Annotated in this window: 21 protein-coding genes and 1 pseudogene; 13 read left to right on the forward strand and 9 right to left on the reverse strand. The window is 62.0% G+C overall.

Annotated elements, in window-relative coordinates:
- Positions 1–67: 67 nt before the first annotated feature.
- A complete protein-coding gene (kdgD, locus tag J3D60_RS01310) occupies positions 68–979 on the forward strand; it encodes a 5-dehydro-4-deoxyglucarate dehydratase (protein ID WP_146477549.1) in 912 nt (303 codons plus the stop codon).
- 191 nt (positions 980–1,170) lie between these two features.
- Positions 1,171–2,970, forward strand: coding sequence for a glycosyl hydrolase family 28 protein (locus J3D60_RS01315; RefSeq protein WP_253488965.1), 1,800 nt, complete (start codon positions 1,171–1,173; stop codon positions 2,968–2,970).
- A gap of 1,254 nt (positions 2,971–4,224) precedes the next feature.
- Here J3D60_RS01315 and ppk2 read toward each other — a convergent pair.
- Entirely contained in the window at positions 4,225–5,142 is a 918-nt protein-coding gene (ppk2, locus tag J3D60_RS01320; protein ID WP_065928085.1) for a polyphosphate kinase 2, read from the reverse strand.
- Between the two features lie 188 nt (positions 5,143–5,330).
- Between ppk2 and pstS the strand changes: the two genes are divergently transcribed.
- The 6 genes from pstS (at position 5,331) to J3D60_RS01350 (ending at position 10,510) form a co-directional block, all read left to right on the forward strand.
- Positions 5,331–6,359 (forward strand): phosphate ABC transporter substrate-binding protein PstS, encoded by a 1,029-nt coding sequence (pstS, locus tag J3D60_RS01325; protein WP_027603516.1) that lies wholly within the window; start codon positions 5,331–5,333, stop codon positions 6,357–6,359.
- Between the two features lie 74 nt (positions 6,360–6,433).
- The gene (pstC, locus tag J3D60_RS01330) at positions 6,434–7,399 is read left to right on the forward strand and encodes a phosphate ABC transporter permease subunit PstC (protein WP_027603517.1); all 966 of its coding nucleotides are present in this window, start codon (positions 6,434–6,436) and stop codon (positions 7,397–7,399) included.
- On the forward strand, positions 7,399–8,310 hold the full coding sequence (gene pstA, locus J3D60_RS01335) for a phosphate ABC transporter permease PstA (protein ID WP_027603518.1): 912 nt from the start codon (positions 7,399–7,401) through the stop codon (positions 8,308–8,310). Before pstC ends, pstA begins: the two co-directional genes overlap by 1 nt.
- A gap of 76 nt (positions 8,311–8,386) precedes the next feature.
- Positions 8,387–9,148 carry a phosphate ABC transporter ATP-binding protein PstB gene (gene pstB / locus J3D60_RS01340; protein WP_010210300.1) on the forward strand — a complete coding sequence of 254 codons (762 nt, stop codon included), beginning with the start codon at positions 8,387–8,389 and terminating at the stop codon, positions 9,146–9,148.
- Positions 9,149–9,203: 55 nt separating this feature from the next.
- Positions 9,204–9,902 (forward strand): hypothetical protein, encoded by a 699-nt coding sequence (locus J3D60_RS01345; protein ID WP_253488968.1) that lies wholly within the window; start codon positions 9,204–9,206, stop codon positions 9,900–9,902.
- Complete coding sequence (locus tag J3D60_RS01350; RefSeq protein ID WP_253488971.1) at positions 9,902–10,510, forward strand: hypothetical protein; 609 nt, start codon at positions 9,902–9,904, stop codon at positions 10,508–10,510. The genes J3D60_RS01345 and J3D60_RS01350 overlap by 1 nt, the downstream gene beginning before the upstream one ends.
- Before the next feature lie 72 nt (positions 10,511–10,582).
- On the opposite strand, the gene J3D60_RS01355 is transcribed toward J3D60_RS01350, so the two are convergent.
- The gene (locus tag J3D60_RS01355) at positions 10,583–10,834 is read right to left on the reverse strand and encodes a hypothetical protein (RefSeq protein WP_141157346.1); all 252 of its coding nucleotides are present in this window, start codon (positions 10,832–10,834) and stop codon (positions 10,583–10,585) included.
- A gap of 173 nt (positions 10,835–11,007) precedes the next feature.
- Here J3D60_RS01355 and J3D60_RS01360 point away from each other — a divergent pair.
- Positions 11,008–11,163, forward strand: a pseudogene (locus tag J3D60_RS01360) (C4-dicarboxylate transporter DctA); the annotation flags it as partial.
- 41 nt (positions 11,164–11,204) lie between these two features.
- On the opposite strand, the gene J3D60_RS01365 reads toward J3D60_RS01360, so the two are convergent.
- From J3D60_RS01365 to J3D60_RS01385, 5 genes are all read right to left on the reverse strand, one after another.
- Entirely contained in the window at positions 11,205–11,552 is a 348-nt protein-coding gene (locus J3D60_RS01365) for a BrnA antitoxin family protein (protein ID WP_027603523.1), read from the reverse strand.
- Positions 11,553–11,555: 3 nt separating this feature from the next.
- Positions 11,556–11,837: a BrnT family toxin gene (locus tag J3D60_RS01370; protein WP_027603524.1), complete on the reverse strand. Its 282-nt coding sequence runs from the start codon at positions 11,835–11,837 to the stop codon at positions 11,556–11,558.
- Between the two features lie 339 nt (positions 11,838–12,176).
- A complete protein-coding gene (locus tag J3D60_RS01375) occupies positions 12,177–13,517 on the reverse strand; it encodes a cytochrome c (protein WP_253488973.1) in 1,341 nt (446 codons plus the stop codon).
- Between the two features lie 16 nt (positions 13,518–13,533).
- Positions 13,534–15,765, reverse strand: coding sequence for a molybdopterin cofactor-binding domain-containing protein (locus tag J3D60_RS01380; RefSeq protein ID WP_253488975.1), 2,232 nt, complete (start codon positions 15,763–15,765; stop codon positions 13,534–13,536).
- Positions 15,765–16,223: a (2Fe-2S)-binding protein gene (locus tag J3D60_RS01385; protein WP_092488307.1), complete on the reverse strand. Its 459-nt coding sequence runs from the start codon at positions 16,221–16,223 to the stop codon at positions 15,765–15,767. Before J3D60_RS01385 ends, J3D60_RS01380 begins: the two co-directional genes overlap by 1 nt.
- A gap of 357 nt (positions 16,224–16,580) precedes the next feature.
- Here J3D60_RS01385 and J3D60_RS01390 point away from each other — a divergent pair, with 357 nt between their 5' ends.
- Positions 16,581–18,542 carry a methyl-accepting chemotaxis protein gene (locus tag J3D60_RS01390; protein ID WP_253488985.1) on the forward strand — a complete coding sequence of 654 codons (1,962 nt, stop codon included), beginning with the start codon at positions 16,581–16,583 and terminating at the stop codon, positions 18,540–18,542.
- Positions 18,543–18,688: 146 nt separating this feature from the next.
- Here J3D60_RS01390 and J3D60_RS01395 read toward each other — a convergent pair whose 3' ends face one another.
- Positions 18,689–19,591, reverse strand: coding sequence for a LysR family transcriptional regulator (locus tag J3D60_RS01395; protein ID WP_027603529.1), 903 nt, complete (start codon positions 19,589–19,591; stop codon positions 18,689–18,691).
- 107 nt (positions 19,592–19,698) lie between these two features.
- Here J3D60_RS01395 and J3D60_RS01400 point away from each other — a divergent pair, with 107 nt between their 5' ends.
- On the forward strand, positions 19,699–21,066 hold the full coding sequence (locus J3D60_RS01400) for an MFS transporter (RefSeq protein WP_065939758.1): 1,368 nt from the start codon (positions 19,699–19,701) through the stop codon (positions 21,064–21,066).
- Positions 21,063–22,337, forward strand: coding sequence for a glucarate dehydratase family protein (locus J3D60_RS01405; protein ID WP_253488987.1), 1,275 nt, complete (start codon positions 21,063–21,065; stop codon positions 22,335–22,337). The genes J3D60_RS01400 and J3D60_RS01405 overlap by 4 nt, the downstream gene beginning before the upstream one ends.
- Positions 22,338–22,384: 47 nt before the next feature.
- Here J3D60_RS01405 and J3D60_RS01410 read toward each other — a convergent pair whose 3' ends face one another.
- A complete protein-coding gene (locus J3D60_RS01410; RefSeq protein ID WP_253488989.1) occupies positions 22,385–24,067 on the reverse strand; it encodes an AMP-binding protein in 1,683 nt (560 codons plus the stop codon).
- A gap of 264 nt (positions 24,068–24,331) precedes the next feature.
- On the opposite strand from J3D60_RS01410, the gene J3D60_RS01415 reads away from it, so the two are divergent.
- Positions 24,332–25,108 (forward strand): ABC transporter substrate-binding protein, encoded by a 777-nt coding sequence (locus J3D60_RS01415; RefSeq protein WP_253488991.1) that lies wholly within the window; start codon positions 24,332–24,334, stop codon positions 25,106–25,108.
- Positions 25,109–25,137 lie beyond the last annotated feature (29 nt).

Here is a 25,137-nt window from a genome sequence, read left to right on the forward strand (position 1 = left end):
ATTTGTAGTTGTACGATGACGTACCTCTTAAGGTATCCCTTTATTTTTTGATTTGAGGTTTGCGAACATGACGCCACAAGAACTAAAAACAGTCCTGTCTTCCGGCTTGCTCTCGTTCCCGGTTACCGACTTTGACGCGGCCGGTGACTTCCGTGCCGACACCTATGCCCGCCGCCTGGAATGGCTGGCACCCTACGGCGCCAGCGCGTTGTTCGCGGCCGGGGGCACCGGGGAATTCTTCTCCCTGGAAGCCAAGGAATACACGCAGATCATCAAGACTGCGGTGGACACCTGCAAAGGCCAGGTGCCCATCCTCGCCGGGGCAGGGGGCCCGACTCGTCAGGCCATCGCCTACGCCCAGGAGGCCGAGCGCCTCGGTGCCGCCGGTATTCTGCTGATGCCTCACTACCTCACCGAAGCCAGTCAGAAAGGCCTGGTGGCCCACGTTGAGCAGGTGTGCAATTCGGTGGATTTCGGCGTGGTGGTGTACAACCGCAACCTGTGCCGTCTCAATGCCGACAGCCTCGAGCAGTTGGCCGAGCGCTGCCCGAACCTGATCGGCTTCAAGGATGGCATTGGTGAAGTCGAATCGATGGTGTCGATCCGCCGTCGCCTCGGCGACCGCCTGACCTACCTCGGCGGGCTGCCGACCGCCGAAGTCTATGCCGCGGCCTACAAGGCCCTGGGCGTGCCGGTGTATTCCTCGGCGGTGTTCAACTTCATCCCGAAAACCGCGATGGATTTCTACCGCGCCGTGGCCGCCGACGACCACCCCACCGTGGGCCGCTTGATCGATGATTTCTTCCTGCCGTACCTGGCGATCCGCAACCGCTGCGAAGGTTATGGCGTGAGTATCGTCAAGGCCGGTGCACGCCTGGTCGGCCACGACGCCGGCCCGGTGCGCGCGCCGTTGACCGACTTGCTGCCTCAAGAAGTGGAGCAGTTGGACGTGCTGATCAAGGCATTGGGCGCCCAGTAAGCCCCTTGTAGGAGCGAGCTTGCTCGCGAAAAAACCACAGACGACTCGGGCCACCCGGTAACGCGTGTGTTCGTTGACGCGTTTCGCGGGCAAGCCCGCTCCTGCAACCGCCTTATCAACTACCTCGAAAAAACCGGGCGGCAGATGTAGCGCCCCTCGGTGTGAATACCGGCAAAAACAAGGAGAACAACATGCCGTATCAACCCTCGAAAAAAAGACCGGTGCGTTGCGCGCTGGCCCTGGTGGTCCTCGGTTGCAGCCCGCTGTCATGGGCGCTGCAAGCCCCGTCAAAACTGCAGGTACCGACGCTGGCCTTTGATGACCGGCAAATCATCCTGGTATGGGAAAAACCTGCCGAGCATGCCGGCATCAAGGATTACCGGGTCTACGCCAACGGCACGCTGCTGGGCAGCGCGAATGCCAACAATGATCAGGTGTCACCGGCCAAACCCTACATCGACCAGTTTTATCGGCAAGACACCGCCAACTTTCATCATCGCATCGGCATTCACAGCTTCACCGCCCAGGGCCTGAAGCCTGACACGGCGTACCGCTTCACTGTGCGTTCGGTGGACGGCAACGGCAAAGAGTCCGCCGACAGCGCCCCGGTGCTGCAACGCACCACCCCGGTTGCGGCGGTATTTGACGTGAAAAAATACGGCGCCAAAGGCGACGGCAGCCATCTCGATACCCTGGCGATCCAGAACGCCATCGATGCCTGCACCGTCGGTTGCAAAGTCTTGCTGCCTGAAGGCACCTACAAAAGCGGCGCGCTCTACCTCAAGAGCAACATGACCCTGGAGATCGCCGAAGGCGCGACCCTGCTCGGCTCCGAGCGCGCCGAAGATTACCCGCTGGCCGGCTACATCCAGTACCCGTATTCCACCACTGTGCGCCCGGCCTCGCTGATCAACGCGTTGCCCCGCGATCCACGCCAGCATCAGTCATTCGAAAACATCCGCATCGTCGGCCAGGGCACCCTCGATGGCAATGGCTGGAAGCGCAACGCCGATGTCGTCGACGAACGTGGCCAGGCACTGCCGTTCTACCTGCCCAGTGACAATACCCGCTATGCCCGGGACGGCATCCTCGCCAAGGCGCAGGTGGAACAGGCCGTGGCACGCGGCATGAACGTCAAGGACGCCTACGGGCAGATGCGCTCCTCGCTGATTACCCTGCGCAATGTGAAGAACGTCTTCTACGGCGGCTTCACCGTGGTCAACCCGGCATTCCACGGCATCATGAACCTGGAGACCGAAAACGTGGTGCTGGCCAACACCACCCACACGACCTACGACGCCAACAACGGCGACGGCATCGAGTTCGCCAACAGCAAGGGTGCGATGGTGTTCAACAACTTCTTCGACACCGGCGATGACTGCGTGAATTTTGCGGCGGGCACCGGTGCCGACGCCGTGCACCAGCCGCCGCAGGAAGACGCGTGGATCTTCAACAACTACTTCCGCAAGGGCCATGGCATGGTGGTCGCCGGCAGCCACACCGGCGCCTGGATCCAGAACATCCTGGCCGAAGACAACGTGTCGGACGGCACCGATGCCGGGCTGCGCATGAAAAGCACCAACTTCATGGGCGGCGGCGCGCGCAACGTCACATTCCGCGACTCGGCGATCCGCAATACCGTCAAGCAGGCGTTCATTTTTACCCTCGACTACAACGACCCGAACGCCAAGCTCGACTATCAGCGCTCAACCATCGCGGGGCAGTTCAAGGATATCCGCGTCAGCGACGTGAGCGTCGAGAATGCCCAGGGGGCTGCGATTGAGGTCAAGGGTGATGCCTTGCACAACGCCTACCATCAGGGCCTGGTGTTCGAGCGCGTGCGCTTTCGCGGCGCGGCCAAGGCGCGTATCGATGGACTGAAAGACTCACGCTTCGACCACGTGGTCTTCAGCCAGACCGGCGCTGCCAACCCATGGCAGGTCAGCGATAGCCAAGGGCTGGTGTTCAAGGAGGTGGAGCCGGCACCGTAAGCGCAAACGTTATGGCGAATGGACCCTTGTAGTGAGCGGGCTTGCCCCGCGCCGGGCTGCGCAGCAGCCCCAAAACACAGCCCGGACTGTCTGGCACACTGCGGCGTTCTTATTGGGGCTGCTACGCAGCCCAGCGCGGGGCAAGCCCGCTCACCACAAGTACGGTGTTCGCTCTTAACTACCCCTGGGTGATAGCCAAGGGCTGGTGTTCAAGGAGGTGGAGCCGGCACCGTAAGCGCAAACGTTATGGCGAATGGACCCTCGTAGTGAGCGGGCTTGCCCCGCGCTGGGCTGCGCAGCAGCCCCAAAACAACAGCCCCGGAACTGTCTGGCACACTGCAGCGTTCTTATTGGGGCTGCTACGCGGCCCAGCGCGGGGCAAGCCCGCTCACCACAAGTACGGTGTTCGCTCTTAACTACCCCTGGGTGATAGCCAAGGGCTGGTGTTCAAGGAGGTGGAGCCGGCACCGTAAGCGCAAACGTTCTGGCGAATGGACCCTTGTAGTGAGCGGGCTTGCCCCGCGCTGGGCTGCGCAGCAGCCCCAAAACAACAGCCCCGGAACTGTCTGGCACACTGCAGCGTTCTTATTGGGGCTGCTACGCAGCCCAGCGCGGGGCAAGCCCGCTCACCACAAGTACGGTGTTCGCTCTTAACTACCCCTGGGGAATTTATTGCGTCCTGCGTTAATAGACCTGCGGCACGATGATAGCCAAGGGTTGGTGTTCAAGGATGTGGAGTCGGCACCGTAAGTGCAAACGTTATGGCGAATGGACCCTTGTAGTGAGCGGGCTTGCCCCGCGCTGGGCTGCGCAGCAGCCCCAAAACACAGCCCGGACTGTCTGGCACACTGCGGCGTTCTTATTGGGGCTGCTGCGCAGCCCAGCGCGGGGCAAGCCCGCTCACCACAAGTACGGTGTTCGCTCTTAACTACCCCTGGGGAATTTATTGCGTCCTGCGTTAATAGACCTGTGGCACGATGATAGCCAAGGGCTGGTGTTCAAGGAGGTGGAGCCGGCACCGTAAGCGCAAACGTTATGGCGAATGGGCCGTTGCACTGTAGGAGCGAGCTTGCTCGCGAAAAACGTCCAGGCAACGCGTTCATTCTCGATAAGCGCGGTGGCCCTGAGTTCTTCGCGAGCAAGCTCGCTCCTACAAAAAGCTTTAGTTCCCTCGCCACAGGTCGGTCGGACTGCCCATAAAGTTGGGTAGATGCCCATGCCCGCTCACCACTGGGGAATCTATTGCGTCCTGCGTTAATAGACCTGAGGCACGATGATTTCCACCGGCGTCGGATTGCGCGAGTAGTCCTCCTGCCTGACCCGTTGCGGCAGCTCGATCACCGGCAGTTCCACTTCCTCATAAGGCATCTGCCCGAGCAGGTGGTGGATGCAGTTGAGGCGGGCTTTCTTTTTGTCGTCGGCCTGCACCACCCACCATGGCGCTTCGGCGATGTGGGTGCGCTCGAGCATGACTTCCTTGGCCTTGGTGTACGCCTCCCAGCGCCGGCGCGACTCCAGGTCCATGGGGCTGAGTTTCCACTGTTTGAGCGGATCGTGAATGCGGCTGAGAAAGCGCAGGTGCTGTTCCTGATCGGAAATGGAGAACCAGTATTTGATCAACTGGATGCCGGAGCGGGCGAGCATGCGTTCGAACTCCGGTACGGTGCGGAAGAATTCCTCGTACTGGTCTTCGTTGCAAAAGCCCATGACTTGTTCGACACCCGCGCGGTTGTACCAGCTGCGGTCGAACAGCACGATTTCACCCGCGGCCGGCAGGTGCGAGACATAACGCTGGAAGTACCACTGCGTCTGTTCGCGGTCGTTGGGGGCGGGCAGGGCGGCGACGCGGCAGACCCGCGGGTTGAGGCGCTGGGTAATGCGCTTGATCACACCGCCTTTGCCGGCGGCATCGCGCCCCTCGAACAGGATCACCACCTTGGCGCCGGTCTTGACCACCCAGCTTTGCAGCTTCACCAGTTCACCTTGCAGGCGGAACAGTTCGCTGAAGTAAATCCTGCGCGCGGCCTTCTCGGGGCTTTCCTCGACGTGCTCGTCGAACAGTGCGTTGAGATCGTGCCCGTCTTCGGATAATTCCAGTTCCAGCTCTTCGTCACTGTGATCCAGGAGCTCTCGGTGGATGCGCTGGATCAAGGCGTCGTCTACTGCAGACATGGGAGGCACTCGCGTCGTGGGGGAGATGGCAAAGTCTTAGTCGCATTTTGTTACCAACCAATTACATCGAAATACGTGGCTGTGGCGGAAAGACGGGACGAAATAGCGGTTTGCCACCCAATTTTCATAAAAGCGTAACAAAGCTGCTGCAAAGTTCCGGGAGCCCGTAATCACAAGGATTTCCCTGAATGAAACGTCTGATGAAGTCAGCTGCACTCGCCGTTGCGGTTTCTCTAAGTGCCACCTCGGTATTTGCTGCCGAGAACGTCCGTCTGACAGGTTCTGGCGCCAGTTTCCCAGCGCCGATCTACCTCACCTGGTTCAAGGATTTCAGCAAGAAGACCGAAGGCGTCACGGTTGACTACCAGTCCAAAGGCAGTGGCGCGGGTGTACAGGACTTCCTGAACAAAACCGTGGACTTCGCCGCCAGTGACTCGGCCATGAAGGACGAAGACATCGCCAAGGTCGCCGAAGGCGTGCAGCTGCTGCCGATGACCGCAGGCGAAATCGTCCTGGCGTTCAACCTGCCGGGCAATCCTAAAGAGCTGAAGTTGCCACGGGATGTGTACTCCAACATCTTCCTGGGCAAGATCACCAAGTGGAACGATCCGCAGATCGTCGCCGCCAACCCTGGCCTGAAACTGCCGGACATGCCGATCACCGTGGTCGTGCGTGCAGACTCCAGCGGCACCACGGCCGTATTCACCAAGCACTTGGCGGCCATCAACCCGCAATTCCAGAAAGACTTGGGTGAAGGCAACACCGTCAACTGGCCGGCCAGCGACAAATTCATCAAGTCGCCGAAGAACGATGGTGTGACCGCCACCGTACGCCAGACCCCAGGCGCGATTGGCTACATCGAATACGGCTTCGCCAAGCTGGCCAAGGTTGACTTTGCCCAGCTGCAGAACAAGGCCGGCAAGTACGTGGTACCTAACGCCGAAAGCGGTGCCGAAGCCCTGGCCGCGGTGAAAATGCCGGAAAGCCTGGTGGCCTGGCTGCCGGACCCGGACGGCGCCAAGTCCTACCCGATCACGTCCTACACCTGGATGATCTTCCGCAAGGACAACGGCAACCCGGCCAAGGCCAAGGCCATGCGTGAAATGGTCGAGTACAGCCTGACCGAAGGGCAGAAAATCGCCGATTCGATGGGCTATATCCCGCTGCCGAAGTCGGTGGTCGATCAGGTTCGTAAAGCGTCCGCCAACATTCAGTAACGCTTGTGAGGCCTCTCTCGGCGGGCGCTGTCAGCCCGGCCGGGAGGGTTACCCCCCTGTTCCGGAATCAGCCAATGAACACACCGTTTGTCGTACCGGGTAACCCGGATTCTGCCTGCCAGCCACCTTCTGCGAAGGATTTCCTGGTTGACCGCACCTTCCGTGCGCTTGCACGAATAGGCGTGGTTCTGGTGCTGGCGTTGGTGTTTGCCCTGGTGTTCGAAGTCGGGCGCAAGGCCCTTCCAGGCATGGAAAAGCACGGGTTTGACGTGCTGCTGGGCAGCGTCTGGGATGTCAACCAAGGCAAGTACGGCATTCTGCCGGCCATCTGGGGCACGCTCTACAGTGCCTTTATCGCGTTGCTGATCGCAGGTGTTTTCGGCGTCAGCATGGCGATTTTCCTCACCCAGGATTTTTTGCCGGCGAAGCTGGCGGCGGTGTTTCGTACCATCGTCGAACTGCTCGCGGCCATCCCCAGCGTCGTTTACGGCCTCTGGGGCATTTACGTGGTCATCCCGGCGATCCGGCCGTTGACCGCATGGTTGAACACTGAACTTGGCTGGATCCCCTTTTTCGGCACGTCCCTGAGCGGGCCGGGGTTGCTCCCGGCGGCGCTGGTACTGGCCATCATGATTTTGCCGACCATCGCCGCCGTGTCGCAGGATGCGCTCACCGCCGTGCCGATGAAAACCAAGCAGGCCGCCTACGGCATGGGGACCACCCACTGGGAAGCGATTCTCAAGGTGATGGTGCCGTCCGCCGCCACCGGCATCTTCGGTTCCCTGGTCTTGGGCCTGGGCCGCGCACTCGGTGAAACCATGGCCCTGGCCATGCTGGTGGGCAACGCCAACAACATCTCGCTGTCGCTGTTCGCCCCGGCCAACACCCTGGCAGCCTTGCTGGCGCTGAACTTCCCCGAAGCCGGGCCGAACGAGATCGAAGTATTGATGTACGCCGCACTGGTGCTGATGTTGATCACGCTGATCGTCAACATCTTCGGCTCCATGATCATGATGTACGCCCAACGGGGTAATAAGTGATGACTGACCTCACTGCTGCAACCGACCTGACGTCCCCCGCAGGCGCAATGCCCAGCCTGCAGCGCCGGTTCGAAGGCCGTGCCCTGCGAAGCCTGGTGTTGACGACCCTGGTCTGGGCGGGCGCGCTGCTGGCCAGCGTACCGCTGATTTCCGTGCTCTACATGCTCATCACCCGCGGCGGTGCGCGCCTGAGCCTTGAAGTGTTCACTGAGCTGCCACCCACCGGTTTCGAGACCGGCGGCGGTTTCGGCAACGCGATGGCCGGTACCTTCGTGATGGTCGGCATTGCCGCTGCCATCGCCGTGCCGGTCGGCATCATGGCGGCGATCTTCCTCGCCGAACTGGGCCCGGACAGCAAGCTGGCGAACGCCGCGCGTTTTGCCGCGAAGATGCTCACCGGCCTGCCTTCCATCCTGGCGGGTGTATTCGCCTACGCCCTGGTGGTGATGACCACCGGCACCTACTCGGCCCCGGCCGGTGGCGTGGCACTGGCGGTGCTGATGCTGCCGATCGTGGTGCTGACGGCTGAAGAGTCGATGCGCATGGTGCCCAAGATCATGAAGGACGCCGCCTACGGCATGGGTTGCACCCGCTCCCAGGTGATCTGGAAAATCGTCCTGCCCACCGGCCTGCCGGCAATCCTTACCGGCGTGATGCTCGCCGTGGCCCGCGCCGCCGGCGAAACCGCGCCGTTGTTGTTTACCGCGCTGTTCAGCAACTACTGGATCTACCACGACGGCAGCCTGGCGGTGATGAACCCGACGGCCTCCCTGGCCGTGCTGATCTACAACTTCTCCGGCATGCCCTTCGACAACCAGCTTGAACTCGCATGGGCGGCGTCGCTGGTACTGGTAATGATCGTGCTGGTCGTGAATATCGTGAGCCGTATCTTCGGCAAGCCAAAGTATTGAAAACGGGAGCACCTGAATCTTGAACGTATCAACTGCGCAAATAGCCGCTCCGTTTGTCACCCAGGCGCCTGTGGTCATGGACTGCAAGCTGGACAAGATCTTCTACGGCAACTTCATGGCCGTGCGTGACAGCCATGTGCCGATCGAAAAGAACAAGATCACCGGCTTCATCGGCCCTTCCGGCTGCGGTAAAAGTACCGTGCTGCGTAGCCTCAACCGCATGAACGACCTGGTCAAGGGCTTCCGTTTCGAGGGCCATGTGCACTTCCTCGGCCAGGACGTCTACGGCAAGGGCGTGGACCCGGTGGTCGTGCGCCGCTACATCGGCATGGTGTTCCAGCAGCCGAACCCGTTCTCGATGAGCATCTTCGACAACGTCGCCTTCGGCCTGCGCCTGAACCGCTACAAGGGCGACCTGGGCGACCGCGTCAAGCACGCCCTGCAAGGCGCCGCGCTGTGGGATGAGGTCAAGGACAAGCTCAAGGTCAGCGGCCTGTCGCTGTCCGGTGGCCAGCAGCAACGCCTGTGCATCGCCCGCGCCATCGCCACCGAGCCGGAAGTGCTGTTGCTCGACGAGCCGTGCTCGGCGCTGGACCCGATCGCCACCCGCCGGGTCGAGGAGCTGATGGTCGAGTTGAAGAAGGACTACACCATCGCCCTGGTGACCCACAACATGCAGCAGGCCATCCGCGTGGCCGACACCACGGCGTTTTTCTCGGTGGATATTTCCCAGGGCACGCGCACCGGCTACCTGGTGGAGATGGGCCCGACGGCGCAGATCTTCGAGAACCCGCGTGAACAAATGACCGGGGACTACATCAGCGGCAAGTTCAGCTGATGCCCCTGCGGGAGCTGGGATGCTCCCGTATTTTCAACTGCTTATGGGAATGCCGATGCCTGCAACACGACGCCTTGATTTGCCCGCGATTGAACGCGCACTGCGTGAGGTGCAACAGCGCTTTGCCGAGCTCAGCCGGGACTTTACCGAGCCGCGCGACCCGTTGACCGACGAAGTGCTGCACAACGTGCTTGAAGGCTACGCGCTGATTGACGACTATGTGGCGCGGGGCGTCGACCTGTTCGACCTGCAGCAACTGGACCTGATGCTGGAGATCAACGCCACCGTGCTCTGTGGCAGCGACCCGGCACGGCGCCTGGAATACGCACACCACCTGGCGGCGACCGAAGAACACTTCTTCAACAATGTCGAAGGTGGCATCAAGGACTTGTACAACTGGTACTGCGCGTACCGCAGTGAATCAGTCTGGAAGCGCGCCGCCGGGGTGTATGTACGCATCCTCAGCAAGCCGCAGCTGTTCATTGAAGGCAACAACCGCAGCGGTTCGCTGATCGTCAGCTATTTGCTGATGCGTGCAGGCCTGCCGCCGTTCGTGCTGACGCTGGAGAACGCCGAGGGCTACTTCAACCCTTCGTCGGTGATCCGCAACTCAGCCAAACATGGAGTCAAGGCGTTGTACGAATTGCCCAAGATCAAGAAAAAATACGCCGCCTTCCTGGAAGAACAGGCGCCGGATCCGAACAAGTTTTTTCTCAAGGATCCGGGCCAAGCCGTTTTTCAAGGAGGCTATTGATGAGCGGTTCTCCCCTATTCGCCAGGGCAGGGCGGGCCCTCCAGCGCATCCTGCCGATGCAGCAGCGTCCGCGCATCCGCATTTCCTTCGATATCGATGACACCCTGGCCTGCCAGCTCCACCACTGCGACGTCGAGCCGAGCCGGCTGCCGGCCTGCGTGCATCGTTGGCTGGGTGAGCCCTTGCGGATCGGCACGCGTTCCCTGACCCGCGAACTACGCCGCCAGGGCTGCAGCATCTGGGTCTACACCTCGTCCGGTCGCACGCCGTCGTATATCCGCCGCTGGCTGATGCTCTACGGCATCCGCGTCGACGGCGTGGTCAACAGCGTGCTGCACAACCATGCCCTGACGGCACGCGGGCTGTCGAACGCACCCTCGAAATTCCCCCCGGCCTTCGACATCGACCTGCATGTGGATGACTCCGAAGGTGTGCGCAGTGAAGGCCATGACCATGGTTTTCGCGTGGTAGTGGTGGACCCTCAGGACGAAAACTGGGCGCAGCGGGTGTTGGAGGCCGTAGCACAGGTCCAGGCGCAGTTGGCTTGGCAGCAGCCGCTCCGGTACAAAAAGACAACACGGCAGCGCGCGGAGGTTTTTTCTTCCTGAGGCGCTGTGAAAATCCAGAAAAGCCACTCGAACGAGTAGTTTTTTTGTCTTGCCGCAGCGCCCCGAGCGGCCTCAGTCGGAGCGCGCAGCCTCCATGCCGCGCCGGATCCGCATCAGGTCCTGATACGCCTCGGTGCGCTTTGCATCGGCTATCTGTTTCGCTTCGGTAAAGCGCAGCCAGTCACCGGCGTCGGCCAGGCTGCTGCCTATGATGGCGTAGGCCTGTGTTTCCAGGCGGTCGGCCTCGTAGAAGAGTTCGGTGTTTGTGGCCAGCTCAATTTCCCAGCCGGCTTGTTTCGACGCGTCACGCATATTCGCTGCCATGGCCTTCACCCCAAGGTCGTCATGTGCGAGCGAAGAGAGCAGGGGCCTGGTCGAGGCCGCCGGGTTCGTAGCTCGCGTAGGAGCGACACGAGCCGTTCTCGTGTCTGATAGGTCCTTCAGTGTTGATGGATAAACGTGGGGGTTCGTTCAAATTAGTTCGGGGTGCGGGCCGCACCCTCGGCTCGATCTATGTGATACCGGCAGCAGGTTTGGTGCTGGTACTGGGCGTCTACCGGTTTATCTCCGAAGGCGGCGCACTGATCAATGTGATCGGCAACGGCGTGGCCACTCTGTTCATTGCCCGCTGGGATGGGGAGCTGGACCGTTAGCCACTCAAGCGGGAGTTGGGGTAGGTCGCAGAAAACCTTGGTCAATCGGCCGGTTTGGCTGTGCCCAGCACGCGATTCAACTCGCCAGCGACGGCGATGAGTTGTTGTTCCAGTGCTTCAACCTCAGAAAGGCTAATGCCATTGTTGATAACTTGCAGGGTTTTAGCCCGCTTCTTTGGGGCGGGCGCCAGATTGTGTGCTTGTTGCGAAATCAACGCCTGACGCAACAGATTGTTGATCACGGTTTGATAGCCCGTACCGGCGCTTTCTGCGCGTTCACGGGCGGCATCGATTACCGCATCGTCAAGCATGATGGTGATGCGGGTCTTGCCTTTGTTGCTGGCGACAGCACCGCGTTTGCTGTGGGTGAAATCGTATTCGTCTTTCATTGTTCAAGCCTCCAGATAACGGCGCCGTTCATTTTTTGATGCGAGCCTGGCGCTGATAACGCGTACGAAATTCGGATCGCGGTAAGTGTATGTCACTACCAAAATTCGTCCCCTCGCGTCAGTGCCCATGGTCACCCAGCGCTCTTCATCGTGATCGTGGTCTTGTATCGTCAGGGCGATCTCATCGTTGAACACCGGCTCTGCCTCCGCCAGGCTTATGCCCTTGTGCTTCTGCTGATTGGCGATGTTTTTTGCCTCATCGTATTGAATCCTGAACGTCTTCATTATGCATACTTTATATGTATGAAAAAGCGGTTGAAGGAACCGTCAGTCAGGAAGATGGCCAGCCATAAATAGCGGTAGTATGAATTTGCCATGTTCCGCTCGGTCAGTTGGGTCTCGATCTTGCTGAGGTTGCCAACATATTTCCGTGCGTAATGGTTAATCCGTTACGTAGAAGGATTCTGTTTTGATTGTCGGAAGAGGCGAGCTTGAACAGGTGAGTAATCGGACAGATCAACGTTCGCGGGGCCGGATCAATACTAAGTTTGTTCACATCAACCCTTATTCCCCCGGCATGCTCATTTCACTGCCCACGCCGGGGAAAAGGTCGGGACGCTACCTTCAACGCATATGCAAAATAATCGGACTGCTGCTGGCCGGGTCGGTATGCCCGCGCAGCTTGCCGACTGCCTTGGCGTCGACCGCCTCCCCGTGGTTGCCCCAGGTGCTGCGCACGTAGGTCAGCACCTGGGCGATTTCCGCATCGGACAGTTGCTCACGAAACGCCGGCATGCGGTAGGCGTCCGGTACGCCGGCGGCGACTACTCGCTGCGAGCCGTTGAGGGTGATGTTGATCGCCGAGGCGCTTTCCTTGGCCAATGCCGAGGTGGCGCCGGCCAGGGGTGGCATCCATTCGGGCTGGCCCTTGCCGTCAAGGCCATGGCAGGAGGCGCAGCGGGTCGCGTAGGTGTAGGCGCCGGGGACGTCCTGGCGTGTATCGGCGGCTACGTATTGCCAGGGCGTGCCGTCACGCTGTGGGTCGCCGGGCAGTGACTTGAGGTAACGGGCGATGGCGGCCAGGTCGGCGTCTTCCATGAACTGCGTGGAGTTGTTGAAGGCTTCGGTCATCGAGCCATAGACCACCGCATGGGCGTTGCGCCCGGTCTTGAGGAATTGCACGATCTGCGGCTCGCTCCAGCGCCCCAGGCCGGTGTTGGGGTCCTGGCGCAGGCTCGGAGCGTACCAGCCGTCGAGCAGGGCGCCGGCGAGGAACGGCTTGCCGGACTCGTCCAGGGCTTTTTCGTTGAAGGCCAGGCCGCGCGGCGTGTGGCAGCTGCCGCAGTGACCAGGGCCTTGGACGATGTAGGCGCCACGGTTCCACAGTGCGTCCTGGTCGGGTTTGGCGGCGTAAGTGGCGGTCGGCGCGAAGAGGCCGTTCCACAAGGCGATGGGCCAGCGCAGATTGAGCGGCCAGGGAATATCGCTGGGGATGTTGGGCTCGTTGGCCGGTTGTACGCCTTGCGTGAAGAACGCATACATCGCGCGGATATCGTCGTCGCTGAGCTTGGCGTAAGACGGGTAGGGCATCGCCGGGTAGAGCCGGCGGCCGCCCGGTGCAACGCCGTGGCGCACTGCACGGTCGAAGTCGGCGAGGCTGTAGGTGCCGATGCCGTGGGTGCGGTCCGGGGTGATGTTGGTGGCGTGAATGGCGCCCAGCGGCGTGGCCATTTCCAGGCCCCCGGCGAAGGGCGCCTTGCCCGGCAGGCTGTGGCAGGCGACGCAGTCACTGAGGCGGGCGACATACTCGCCGCGACTGACCTGTGCGGGGTCGACGCTGGCGGCCTGTTCCTGCTCAAACGGTGTGGCGGGCTGGCGGGTGACGTACCAGGCCAGCAGGCCGGCGGCGACCAGGCAGGGCAGCACCAGCCAGCCTGCGGTTCTTGCGAATCGACGGTTGTTCATGGGCGGTCTCGCTCGGTTAGCTGAAGGTGTGTCGGCTTAATGGCAGGCTGCGAACACGCTGGCCGGTCAACTGCGCTACCGCATTGACCACGGCTGGCGCCACAGCGGGGAGCGGAGGCTCACCGATGCCGCCCATCTTCTCGCCACTCTCGACGATCTTTACGTGCACCTGCGCCATCCGTGAGGGCGGCAGGATCGGGTAAAGGTCGTAGTTGCGTGCCCGTGGCTTACCGTCCACGTACACCGCTTCCTCCAGCAATGTCTGCGATAAGCCCAAGGCCACCGCGCCATTGACCTGAGCTTGCACAATCGCCGGGTTGACGATGCTGCCGGGGTCGATGGCTTCCCAGATGTGGTGAACCTTGACCTGGCCGTTTTCAAGCGACACTTCGGCGATCACCGCCGCGTGGGAGCCGAACGGCGAAGCCATGGCCACGCCACGGGCGCGCCGGGTGCCGTCTTCGGCAGTGTAGGGGCCCCGTTTCCAGCCACCGGACAACTCGCCCACGGCCTTGAGCAGGGTGGTCAGCCGTGGGTTGTCGCGCAGCAGGTGCAGGCGCAGCTCATAGGGATCGCGGCCGCCTTTGTCCGCCAGCTCATCAAGGAACGCTTCGTAGAAGAAGTCATTCAGCGAATTGCCCACAGAACGCCAGTAGCCGAGCATGGCCGGGCCCTTGACGTAGATCTGCGCGATGCGTTTGTTGGGGATGGCGTAGCTCTTGCCCGACAACCCTTCGAGGGCGGTGGGGTCGAGTTTTTCGCCCTGCTTGCCGGCGATGGCCTCGGTAGGGCCTTCGGTGGCGCTCACCGCTTCGATCGCCACCGGCAGTCCGTCGGCGTCCAGCGCGGCGCGGAACTTGACCACCGCCACCGGGCGCAACACGTCGCGCAGGAACTCTTCCTCACGGCTCCAGATCAACTTGACCGGACGGCCCACCGCCTTGGCCAATGCAATCGCCTGGGGGTAGGGGCTGGCCGAGTCATACAGGAAGTGCCGGCCGAAAAAACCGCCCAGCAGCGGCGAGTGCAGGGTCACCTGCGTGGGGTCGAGCCCGGCGCGCTTGGCGATGTCGGCGCGGAACAGATCGGGCGCCTGGTTGGGCAGCCAGATCTCCAGCGAGCCGTCGGGGTTGAAGCGCGCCAGGGCTGACGGTGGCTCCAGTTGCCCATGGTTGAGGTACTGGTTGTGGTAGGTGGCTTCGACCTGGGTCTTGGCGTTTTTCAACGCGCCGGCCACATCGCCTTCGTTCTCGTCGTCACGCGCCGGGCCTTGCTGGGCCGCGAGGAAATCGCGAAAGCCGTCGCTGGAAAAATCAGCGGGCATGCCACGCACTTTTGAGTCGGCCGTCGGTTCCTGCCAGTCGACCTGGATCGCCTCCACCGCACGCTTGGCGTGCCACCAGCGTTCGGCCACCACGGCCACAGCGCCGGGCAGCACGTGCACGGAGTGCACGCCTTTCATGGCTTCGACCTGGGATTGGTTACGCAGGCTGCCTACGGTCATGCCCAGGCGCGGTGCGTGCTGCACGGCGGCGTGGAGCATGCCGTCGACCTTGATGTCGATGCTGTACTGCGCCTTGCCGGTGGATTTGTCATAGGCATCCAGGCGCTTGACCGGCTTGCCGATCCAGCGGAACTGGCTCGGGTCGCGCAGGGTGATGCCGGCCGGGTCGGGCACCGGCATGTCCAGGGCGCGGCCGGCCAACTCGCCGTAGCCCAGGGAGCGCCCGGAGGCGGTGTGCACCACGCGGCCGGGTTGGGTGGTCAGTTGGGCCACCGGCACACCGAGCTGCTCGGCGCCGGCCTGCAACAGCATGGCGCGGGCTAGGGCGCCCAGGCGGCGCATGACCGGGTAGCTCATGCGCACCGACATGCTGCCGCCGGTTATGCGCATGCCGTTCTCCATCACCACGTAGGCCTCACCGGGTGGTGCGGCTTCGACGATAAAGGTGGCGGGGTCGGCATCCAGCTCTTCGCCGACGATCTGCGCCATGGCGGTGTGGGTACCTTGGCCGCCTTCCATAAAGGGGCTGAGCAGGCGCACCGTACCGTCCGGGCGAATCTCCAGGAACGCCGGCACCTGGGTGCCGCGTTCTGTGGCGGCAGCGGCCTGCACCCGGGCCGAACCCAGTGGCAGGCCAAAACCGATGACCAGTGCACCCACCGCCGTGCTAGCGAGGAAGCGGCGACGCGACAGGTTGATCGGCTCGCCCAGGGTGAGGCCGGGGATGACGGATGGCGTGTTCATCAGGCGCTCTCCTTCCCGGCGGCCAGGTCATGCATGGCGGCATGGATGGCGTTGTAGGTGCCGCAGCGGCACAGGTTGACCATGGCCGCGTCGATCTGCGCAGTGGTCGGCGCGGGGGTGTGCTTGAGCAGCGCGGTGGCTGCCACCACCTGCCCGGACTGGCAGTAACCGCATTGCGCCACCTGATGTTCGACCCAGGCACTGACCACCCGCTTGCCCACTGCATCGGCTTCGATGGCCTCGATGGTAGTGATCTCACGCCCGACCACCCCGGCCACCGGCGTGACGCACGAACGCACGACATTGCCGTCCACCAGCACCGAGCAGGCGCCGCATTGGGCCAGGCCGCAGCCGTACTTGGTGCCGGTCAGCCCCAGGTCATCGCGGATCACCCACAGCAGCGGCGTGTCGGCGTCGGCGTCGACCTGATAGGTCTTTTGATTGATGCGTAATTCCATGGCTGGCTCACCTGCTGATCATCGGTCGGGATAGCGTGTTTCTTATAAGAAAGGCGATGGGCGCCCATTGTCGAACTCTAGATCAGGGCACAAGGGCCATCTACGAAAAAACCGAACATTCGGAGGATCAGGCAAGTATTCGAGAGGATTGAGTCAGTCAGGCAAGGTGCTCGATCAACACAGGGGCCGGCAGCCGATTGGTTTGTGAGGGTTTATTGATCTGGGTCAGTACAACCCCCTATTGGCTCCAGATGGCCGTCCGAGAGCGGTAGCGCCGTTTTCATGGATGATATTATGGCGCCACTATCTTGGCGTGACAGGCGCCAGTCTGATCCATGGACATGAGGCTTTAGGGAAATGCTTAAGAACGCTCCGCTGCGTCTGAAACTGTTGTTGATTCTGCTGCTGCCCATGCTCGGGTTCCTGACCCTGGCCGGCGTGTTTGTGGTGGACAACTACAAAACGCTGCGTGACATGAACACCACGGTGATGGCCAGTGCCACTGCGCAGAAGTTGAGCCAATTGATTACCACCTTGCAGCGCGAGCGCGGTGCCAGTGGCGTGTTCCTCGGCAGTGGCGGCAAGTCCATGGGCGAGCGGATGGTGCAGATGCGCAGGGACTCCAGCGCGGCCGTCGAGGTGGTGCGCGGTTTGTCCACCTCCGGTGGTGCGAACCTGGACAACGTCCTGCGGGCCCTGGACCAGTTGCCGGCGATGCGTGGGCAGGTCGATAAGCTGAGTATCAACAGCACCGAATCCGGCGCACGGTATACCGAGATCATTCAAGTGCTGACCGGTTACACCCATTCCCTGGAAGCGAGCGTCAACAACGCGACCATCGTCTACGCCCTGGGGGCCCTGAATCAATTTATCGAAATGAAAGAGCGGGCCGGGCGCGAGCGCGTGGTGCTGGGCCTGGTCTTCGCCCAGGGGCATTTCGATGAAGCGCTGTTGTCGCGCTTCAGCCGCAACCTGGGCGAGTTCGGCGCCTATTACGATGCATTCCGGCGCAAGGCACCCGCGGCGTCGCTTGCGCAGTTCGATACGCAAATGCAGCAACCTGCCGCCGTCGAAGTCGCCAAGTTGCAGCGCCTGGCGTTTGAGGTGCCGATGGGGCAGGCGCTGGGGATCAAACCCGAAGCCTGGTTTGAAACCTCTACCCAACGCATTGACCTGATGAGCCAAGTGGAGGAAGCCCTGGGCCAAAGTGTCAGCAGCCTGGCGATGCACGAGCGGGATGACGCCCGCCGCGCCCTGTGGCTGACAGTTGGCGCGGTGATCGTGTCCCTGCTGGCGGTGGCGGTGTTGTCCTGGCTGATCATCCGCATGATCGATTCGGCGGTGCGCGACCTCAACCGCGTGCTCAATGACCTGGCACAGCGCGATCTCAGCGCGCGGGCGACTTATGACAGCAAGGATGAATTCGGTCAGATCTCTCGCAACCTCAACCGCATGGCGCAAGAGATCAGTGGCGTGGTGCAGGAAATCGGCAACGCCACCGCACAGGTTGCAACGGCGGCGGAGGAGTCTTCCACGGTGACGATGCAGACCAGCCAAAGCGTCGAGCAGCAGCGCCAAAGCACTGAACTGGTGGCCACGGCGATCAACCAGATGAGCGCCACCGTGCGCGAGGTGGCGCACAGCACCAACGATGCGGCGCAACTGTCGCAACGGGTCAATACCAGCACCACCCAAGGACGTGCCGAGATCGAAGGCACCATCACCCTGATCCGCCAGCTCTCCGGGCAGGCCGAGGACACCGCGCTGATCATTGGCGAGCTCAAACAGGAGAGCGATGGGATCTCCTCCGTGCTCGACGTCATTCGCGGCATTGCCGAGCAAACCAACCTGCTGGCCTTGAACGCGGCCATCGAAGCGGCGCGGGCAGGGGATCATGGGCGCGGATTTGCCGTGGTGGCGTCCGAGGTACGGGTACTTGCGCAGAAGACCCAGGAGTCCACGGGGAATATTCAGCAGATGATCAGCAATCTGCAAAGTGGTTCCGATCGGGCGAGTTCGTCCATGCAGGAGACCTTGGGCAAGGCCCAGGACGGCGCGCGCAAGGTCGAGCGTGCGGGTGAATTGTTGTTGGAGATCGCCGAAGGTGTGGCCAGTATCAGTGATCGCAACCTGCAGATCGCCTCGGCGGCTGAAGAGCAGAGTGCGGTTTCAGAAGACATCAACCGTAACGTCAACGAGATCAACGACCTGGTCATCCAGGTCAGTGCCGGCGCCGAGCAAACCGCAATCACCAGCCAGGAACTGGCACGCCTGGCCGAGCACCAGCAGCGGCTGGTCAATCGGTTCAAGGTGGCGTGAGGCGAGGGCGGCCTGCTCCGACGGCGGTGGGTCAGTCGACCTCTACAGTGACTGACACTCCGCTATCGGAAGCAAGCCCACAGTTGTTTGGTGGCGATGGGTGGATTGCAGCAAGGCCTTGATGTCGTCCAAGCCTGCTCCTGCAGTCAGTCCGCCCAGCCGTCACGCACCGCACTGCGAATCCCCTCCAGCAACATCGCGAACGCCGGGTTGTCATTGTTCTCGCGCCAGATCAGGTGCAGTTCACTCTGTGCGCCTTCGCCCAGGTCGATATCGCGAAACACCACGTTCTTGAACACCACGCTGCTGGCGCAACGCGGTACCAGCGCCAAGCCCATGCCCGCGTTGACCAGGGCCAGGATGGTCAGGGACGAGCCCAGCCACTGTACGTATTCGGGGGCGACACGGGCCGAGCGCAGCAGGCCGGTGAGCAGTTCATTGAACGGCGGGTAGGCCGCATGGGCATACATCAGGAACGGCTGGGCGTCGAGGTCGTGGACGCTGACGCTGTCGGCACTGGCCAGTCGATGGCTGCTCGGTACCGCCAGCACAAAGGGCTCGCGCACCAGGCATTCGGTGGCATAACCGGGTTCCAGCAAGGGCGCGCGGACGATACCCAGGTCGATGCGCCGCGCACGCAGGGCTTCGTATTGCTGGTAGGTGTTCATCTCCGAGAGGTCGATCCTGACCTGGGGCTGCTTGAGCCGTGCCTCGGCGATGACCCTGGGCAAAAACTCATACACCGCGCTGCCGACGAAGCTGATATTCACCGTGCCGATATCGCCCTCGGCAAAACGCCGTGCGGTCACGGCTGCCTGCTGGGCGCGCTCCAGCAGGTTCTGGGCCTCGATGAAAAATGCGCGCCCGGCGGCGGTGAGGGCCACGCTGCGGGTGGTGCGGGTAAACAGCTCCACGCCCAGGTGATGTTCGAGCAATTGGATCTGCCGGCTGAGGGGCGGCTGGGTCATGTTCAGGCGTTCGGCGGCGCGGCGAAAATTCAGCTCGGTGGCCACGGTTGTGAAGCAGCGCAGTTGCGTCAGTTCGAACATTGATCTAATCCAGGTATCAATCGAATGCCAAGTTAGATTAGACGGGAACAATCCCCGGCGTCCATCATCGGTGCGTCCCTAAAAAAAACAATGAGTGGGAGTTGCCCTTGGATACCGTCCAGAATCCGCCCGACCCGAGCGTGCTCGCCCGCGCAGCCGCCAAGGTCAAGCGCCATGTACTGCCGTTGTTCGTGGTGATGTTCATCGTCAATTACATCGACCGGGTCAATATCGGCTTTGTGCGCAGCCATATGGAGACCGACCTGGGCATTGGCGCCGCCGCCTATGGTTTGGGCGCCGGGCTGTTCTTCATCGGTTACGCGATCTTCGAAGTACCGTCCAACCTGTTGCTGCAGCGCTACGGCGCACGAGCCTGGTTGACGCGCATCATGTTCACCTGGGGCGCGGCCGCGATGGCCATGGCCTTTGTCCAAGGCGAAACCAGCTTCTATATCCTGCGCTTCGTGCTCGGCGCGGCCGAAGCCGGTTTTTTCCCCGGCATCATCTACTACTTCACCCAATGGTTGCCGGCCGCCGAGCGCGGCAAGGCGATGGCGATTTTCCTCAGCGGTTCGGCCATCGCCTCGGTGATTTCCGGGCCGGTGTCGGGGGCGTTGCTCAACGTCAGCGGCTTGAGCCTGCATGGCTGGCAGTGGATGTTCCTGATCGAGGGCTTTGCCTCCATCCTGTTGTGCGGGTTTGTGTGGTTCTGGTTGCAGTCCCATCCCCATCAGGCCAAGTGGCTCAGCGCCGAAGAAAAACACGCGCTGGTGACGGCCATCGCGCTTGAGCAAACGGCCCGCGAAGCCACCCGGAGCGTGCGGCCGTCGATGTTCAAGCTGCTGGCCGACAAACAGATCGCGCTGTTCTGCTTTATCTACTTTTCCATCGCCCTGACCATCTACGGCGCCACGTTCTGGCTGCCGAGCATGATCAAGAAAATGGGCAACCTGGGCGACTTCCAGGTGGGGTTGTTCAACTCGATCCCGTGGTTGATTTCCATCGTCGCCATGTATGGGTTCGCTGCCCTGGCGAGCAAGTGGAAACACCAGCAGGCGTGGGTGGCGCTGATGCTGGTGATCGCCGCCGTCGGCATGTTCATGTCCACCACCGGCGGGCCGGTGTTTGCGTTTGTCGCCATCTGTTTTGCCGCGATTGGCTTCAAGGCCGCCTCGGCGCTGTTCTGGCCGATCCCCCAGGGTTACCTGGATGCGCGCATCGCCGCGGCGGTGATTGCCTTGATCAATTCGGTCGGCAACCTCGGCGGTTTTGTTGCACCCACCACCTTCGGCCTGCTGGAGCAGACCACCGGTTCGATTGAAGGCGGGCTGTACGGCCTGGCCGCGACCTCGCTGGTGGCCGCGGTGGTGGTGTTCTTTGCGCGCACCGCACCACGGCCCGGTGTGCCGCCCACCTCCAAACCGACTACTCATCATCACGCCTTGCGTCCAGGCCCACAGGGAGCCGCCTCTTGAAAATCGTCCGCGTCACCGTCACCCCCATCGCGTTTCGCGACCCGCCGCTGCTCAACGCCAGCGGTATCCACGAAGCCTTTGCGCTGCGCTCGATCATCGAAATCGAGAGCGACACCGGCTACATCGGCCTTGGCGAGAGCTACGGCGATGCCCCGGCGCTGGCGATCCAGCAACAGGTCAAGGACCAACTGATCGGCCTCGATCCGTTCAACCTCAACCACCTGCGCGCCATCGTGCAGGCCACCGTGGCGGCGCACAAACCCGCAAGCATTGCCGGCGCCGAACTGGCCCCCGGTTCCCATGCGAGCAAGGCGGTGAGCAATGCCTATTCGGCGTTTGAGGTGGCGTTTCTCGACCTGCAGGCGCACTCATTGAATGTGCCGCTGGTGGACCTGCTGGGCGGCGCGATCCGCGACCGGATCCCGTTCAGCGCCTACCTGTTCTTCAAGTATGCCGAGCACATCGACTCGCCCTATAAACCCGACAGTTGGGGCGAAGCCCTCAACGAAGTACAGATCGTCGCCCAGGCGCGGCGGATGATCGACACCTATGGTTTCAAAAGCATCAAGCTCAAGGCCGGTGCGCTGGACCCTGAGCATGAAGTGGCATGCATCAAGGCCTTGAAAAAGGCCTTCCCCGGTGTGCCGCTGCGCATTGACCCGAATGGCAACTGGTCCCTGGAAACCTCGATTCGCATGGCCGAACTGCTCGGCGATGACCTGCAGTATTACGAAGACCCGACCCCCGGCCTGGAAGGCATGGCCGAGCTGCACACACGCACCGGCCTGCCCCTGGCGACCAACATGGTGGTCACCGATTTTGACGAGTTCCGCCGCAGCGTGGCCCTGGACAGCGTGCAGATCGTGCTCGCCGACCATCATTACTGGGGCGGCCTGCGCGACACCCAGGTATTGGCGAAGATGTGCCAGACCTTTGGCCTGGGTGTGTCGATGCACTCCAACTCACACCTGGGCATCAGCCTGATGGCCATGGCCCACGTGGCCGCGTCGGTGCCCAACCTCGACTATGCCTGCGACACCCACTACCCCTGGCAAGAACCGGACGAAGAAGTGATCAAGGGCGGCAAACTGCCAATCGTCGACGGCTGCGTGAAGATCATCCGCGCACCGGGGCTGGGCCTGGAGCTGGACCCTGATCAACTGGGCAAGCTGCATGACCAATACCTCAGCTGCGGCATTCGCCAGCGCGACGACGTGAAGCAGATGCAGCGCTACCAACCGGATTGGAAGACCGTCAAACCGCGTTTCTGAAGCTGGTCGCTTCGTTTTGCCCGGTGATTTGCGTCACCGGGCTTTTTTTAGCTGAAATCTTCTTCGAAGTGCTCCTGTTCACCCCGTGTGCCGCTCTGGCGCCGCACCACCTCCATCTGTCGCAACTCCACCCGGCGGATTTTGCCGGAAATGGTCTTGGGCAATTCGCTGACAAACTCGATCCGCCGCACCCGCTTGTAGGGCGCCAGATGCTCGCGGGCGAACTCAAGGATGTGGCGTGCCAGCGCGGCACTGCCCGGGGCGTCATGGGCCAGGATCAGGAACGCCTTGGGCACCGCCAGGCGCAACGGATCTGGGCTGGGTACCACGGCCACTTCCATCACTGCCGGGTGTTCGATCAGTGCGCTTTCCAGCTCGAAGGGACTGATCCGGTAGTCGGAGGCCTTGAACACGTCGTCGGCGCGCCCCACGAAGGTGATGTAGCCGTCGGCGTCGATCTGCGCGGTGTCGCCGGTGCGGTAGTAACCGTCGCGCATCACCTCGGCGGTTTTCTCCGGACTGTCTTCGTAGCAGAGCATCAGGCCCAGTGGGCGTATATCCAGGGGCAGGGCGACTTCACCCTCGGTGCCCGGCACGCCGTCGGCGTCCAGCAGAGCCACCTGGTAGCCCGGCAACGGGCGGCCCATGGAGCCTGGCTTGAGCAACTGGCCCGGCGTATTGCCGACCAGGGCGGTGGTTTCCGACTGGCCGAAGCCGTCGCGCAGGGGCAGGCCCCAGGCCTGTTGGATCTGCTCGATGATCTCCGGGTTCAGCGGTTCACCGGCGCCCACCAGTTCGCGCAGGTTCAGGCGCGATTTGTAGCTGGCCAGGTCTTCCTGGATCAACATGCGCCACACCGTGGGCGGCGCGCACAGGCTGGTCACCCGGTACTGCTCCAGCGCGCCGAGCAACGCCTGGGCACTGAACCGCGCGACGTTATGGATAAAGATGCAGGCGCCGGCATTCCACGGTGCGAACAGGCAGCTCCAGGCATGCTTGGCCCAGCCCGGCGAGGAGATGTTCAGGTGCAGGTCGCCGGGTTGCAGGCCGATCCAGTACATGGTCGACAGATGGCCGACCGGGTAGCTCTGGTGGCTGTGCAGCACCATCTTCGGTTTTGAAGTGGTGCCGGAGGTGAAATACAGCAGCATTGGGTCGGTGGCCAAGGTACGGCCCTCGACCTCGAACCGCTCGGGGTATTCGAAGGCGGCGCTGTGCGCGACCCAGCCAGTCGGCGCCGCCCCCACGCATACGCGGCTGCAACCCTCGCCCAGGCCCTCGAACTTGCCGACATGCGCCGCGCCGACCACCAGGTGGCGGACCTGGCCCCGCTCGATGCGGTCGTGCAGGTCGACGGGGTTGAGCAGGGCGGTGGCGGGGATCACCACGGCGCCGAGCTTGAAGGCCGCCAGCATGGTTTCCCACAGCGCCACATCGTTGCCGAGCATCAGCAGCACGCGCTCGCCACGCCGCACACCGAGGGCGCGCAGGTGGTTGGCCACCTGGTTGGAACGCGCGGCCAGTTGCTGGAAGCTGTAGCGCTGCTCGCTGCCGTCCTCTTCGACGATCCACAGCGCGTCGGCGGCATTGCCCTCGGCCATGGCGTCGAAGTAGTCCAGGGCCCAATTGAATTCGCTCAGCTGTGGCCAACGAAAATCCCGGGCGGCGGTGGCGTAGTCGGTGCGGTGCGCGAGCAGGAAATCCCGGGCAGCCAGGAAGGACTGGGTCATGGTCGGTGTCCTTAATTATTGTTGTGGGGACTGACCCCTCGGGTGCATCGAGAGGCTGGACCGAGTATAGGCACGCATAAATAAGAGCAAAACGCTCAAAAACACCGGAGCGTTGTGCAAAAAAATCATGGGCGATAAGGGCTGGCGAGTGGTGATTGACGGGTGATACGTAAAAGTCCAGTATGGACTTATAAGTACAAAAGATCCCGTTCCAGCTTTTTCTTCACGCTTGCCAAAACCAATAACAACTCGCGAGACACGACCATGAAGAAACTCCCTCTCATCACCGCCCTGGCCTTGGGCCTGATCGCCTCCAGCCCCCTGCTGGCCGCCGAGAAAACCCTGCGCATCGGCATCGAAGCGGCTTACCCACCGTTTGCGTCCAAGACCGAAGAGGGCAAGATCGTCGGCTTCGACTACGACATCGGCAATGCGCTGTGTGCGCAGATGAAGGTCAAGTGTGTGTGGGTCGAAGGTGAATTCGACGGTCTGATTCCTTCCCTCAAGGTGAAGAAAATCGACATGGCGTTGTCGTCCATGACCATCAATGACGATCGCAGGAAGTCGGTGGATTTCTCCCGCAAGTACTACTTCACCTCGTCGCGCCTGGTGATGAAGGACGGTGCCGTGGTGGATGACCAGTACGCCAGCCTCAAGGGCAAGACCGTGGGTGTGCAGCGCGCCACCACCACCGACCGTTACGCCACCGAGGTGTTCGAACCCAAGGGCATCAACGTCAAGCGCTACAGCAATAACGAAGAGATCTACATGGACCTGGCGGCAGGCCGGCTGGACGCGATCTTCGCCGACACCATTCCCTTGAATGACTTTTTGCAGATGCCTCGGGGCAAGGGCTATGGGTTTGTCGGCCCGGAACTCAAGGACCCGAAATACGTGGGCGAGGGCGCCGGGATCGCGGTGCGCAAAGGCAATACTGCGCTGGTCAGCGAACTGAACAGCGCCATCGACGGCATTCGTGCCAGTGGGGAATACCAGAAGATTTCACAGCAGTACTTCAAGGCCGACATCTACGGCGATTGAGCGTCCTGCGCGGGCAAAATGTGGTGGGA

Origin of the sequence: Pseudomonas sp. S3E17, from assembly GCF_024168685.1 — a bacterium.
Classification (GTDB): domain Bacteria; phylum Pseudomonadota; class Gammaproteobacteria; order Pseudomonadales; family Pseudomonadaceae; genus Aquipseudomonas; species Aquipseudomonas marginalis.

What these genes read in the sequence shown, in the direction of transcription:
- J3D60_RS01380 (WP_253488975.1), bottom strand. Translation starts at nt 15,765, where the DNA reads ATGAACACGCCATCCGTCATCCCCGGCCTCACCCTGGGCGAGCCGATC.
- J3D60_RS01375 (WP_253488973.1), bottom strand. Translation starts at nt 13,517, where the DNA reads ATGAACAACCGTCGATTCGCAAGAACCGCAGGCTGGCTGGTGCTGCCC.
- pstB (WP_010210300.1), top strand. Translation starts at nt 8,387, where the DNA reads ATGGACTGCAAGCTGGACAAGATCTTCTACGGCAACTTCATGGCCGTG.
- J3D60_RS01395 (WP_027603529.1), bottom strand. Translation starts at nt 19,591, where the DNA reads ATGTTCGAACTGACGCAACTGCGCTGCTTCACAACCGTGGCCACCGAG.
- J3D60_RS01350 (WP_253488971.1), top strand. Translation starts at nt 9,902, where the DNA reads ATGAGCGGTTCTCCCCTATTCGCCAGGGCAGGGCGGGCCCTCCAGCGC.
- pstS (WP_027603516.1), top strand. Translation starts at nt 5,331, where the DNA reads ATGAAACGTCTGATGAAGTCAGCTGCACTCGCCGTTGCGGTTTCTCTA.
- J3D60_RS01370 (WP_027603524.1), bottom strand. Translation starts at nt 11,837, where the DNA reads ATGAAGACGTTCAGGATTCAATACGATGAGGCAAAAAACATCGCCAAT.
- kdgD (WP_146477549.1), top strand. Translation starts at nt 68, where the DNA reads ATGACGCCACAAGAACTAAAAACAGTCCTGTCTTCCGGCTTGCTCTCG.
- J3D60_RS01385 (WP_092488307.1), bottom strand. Translation starts at nt 16,223, where the DNA reads ATGGAATTACGCATCAATCAAAAGACCTATCAGGTCGACGCCGACGCC.
- J3D60_RS01410 (WP_253488989.1), bottom strand. Translation starts at nt 24,067, where the DNA reads ATGACCCAGTCCTTCCTGGCTGCCCGGGATTTCCTGCTCGCGCACCGC.
- J3D60_RS01415 (WP_253488991.1), top strand. Translation starts at nt 24,332, where the DNA reads ATGAAGAAACTCCCTCTCATCACCGCCCTGGCCTTGGGCCTGATCGCC.
- pstA (WP_027603518.1), top strand. Translation starts at nt 7,399, where the DNA reads ATGACTGACCTCACTGCTGCAACCGACCTGACGTCCCCCGCAGGCGCA.
- J3D60_RS01390 (WP_253488985.1), top strand. Translation starts at nt 16,581, where the DNA reads ATGCTTAAGAACGCTCCGCTGCGTCTGAAACTGTTGTTGATTCTGCTG.
- J3D60_RS01355 (WP_141157346.1), bottom strand. Translation starts at nt 10,834, where the DNA reads ATGGCAGCGAATATGCGTGACGCGTCGAAACAAGCCGGCTGGGAAATT.
- pstC (WP_027603517.1), top strand. Translation starts at nt 6,434, where the DNA reads ATGAACACACCGTTTGTCGTACCGGGTAACCCGGATTCTGCCTGCCAG.
- ppk2 (WP_065928085.1), bottom strand. Translation starts at nt 5,142, where the DNA reads ATGTCTGCAGTAGACGACGCCTTGATCCAGCGCATCCACCGAGAGCTC.
- J3D60_RS01315 (WP_253488965.1), top strand. Translation starts at nt 1,171, where the DNA reads ATGCCGTATCAACCCTCGAAAAAAAGACCGGTGCGTTGCGCGCTGGCC.
- J3D60_RS01365 (WP_027603523.1), bottom strand. Translation starts at nt 11,552, where the DNA reads ATGAAAGACGAATACGATTTCACCCACAGCAAACGCGGTGCTGTCGCC.
- J3D60_RS01345 (WP_253488968.1), top strand. Translation starts at nt 9,204, where the DNA reads ATGCCTGCAACACGACGCCTTGATTTGCCCGCGATTGAACGCGCACTG.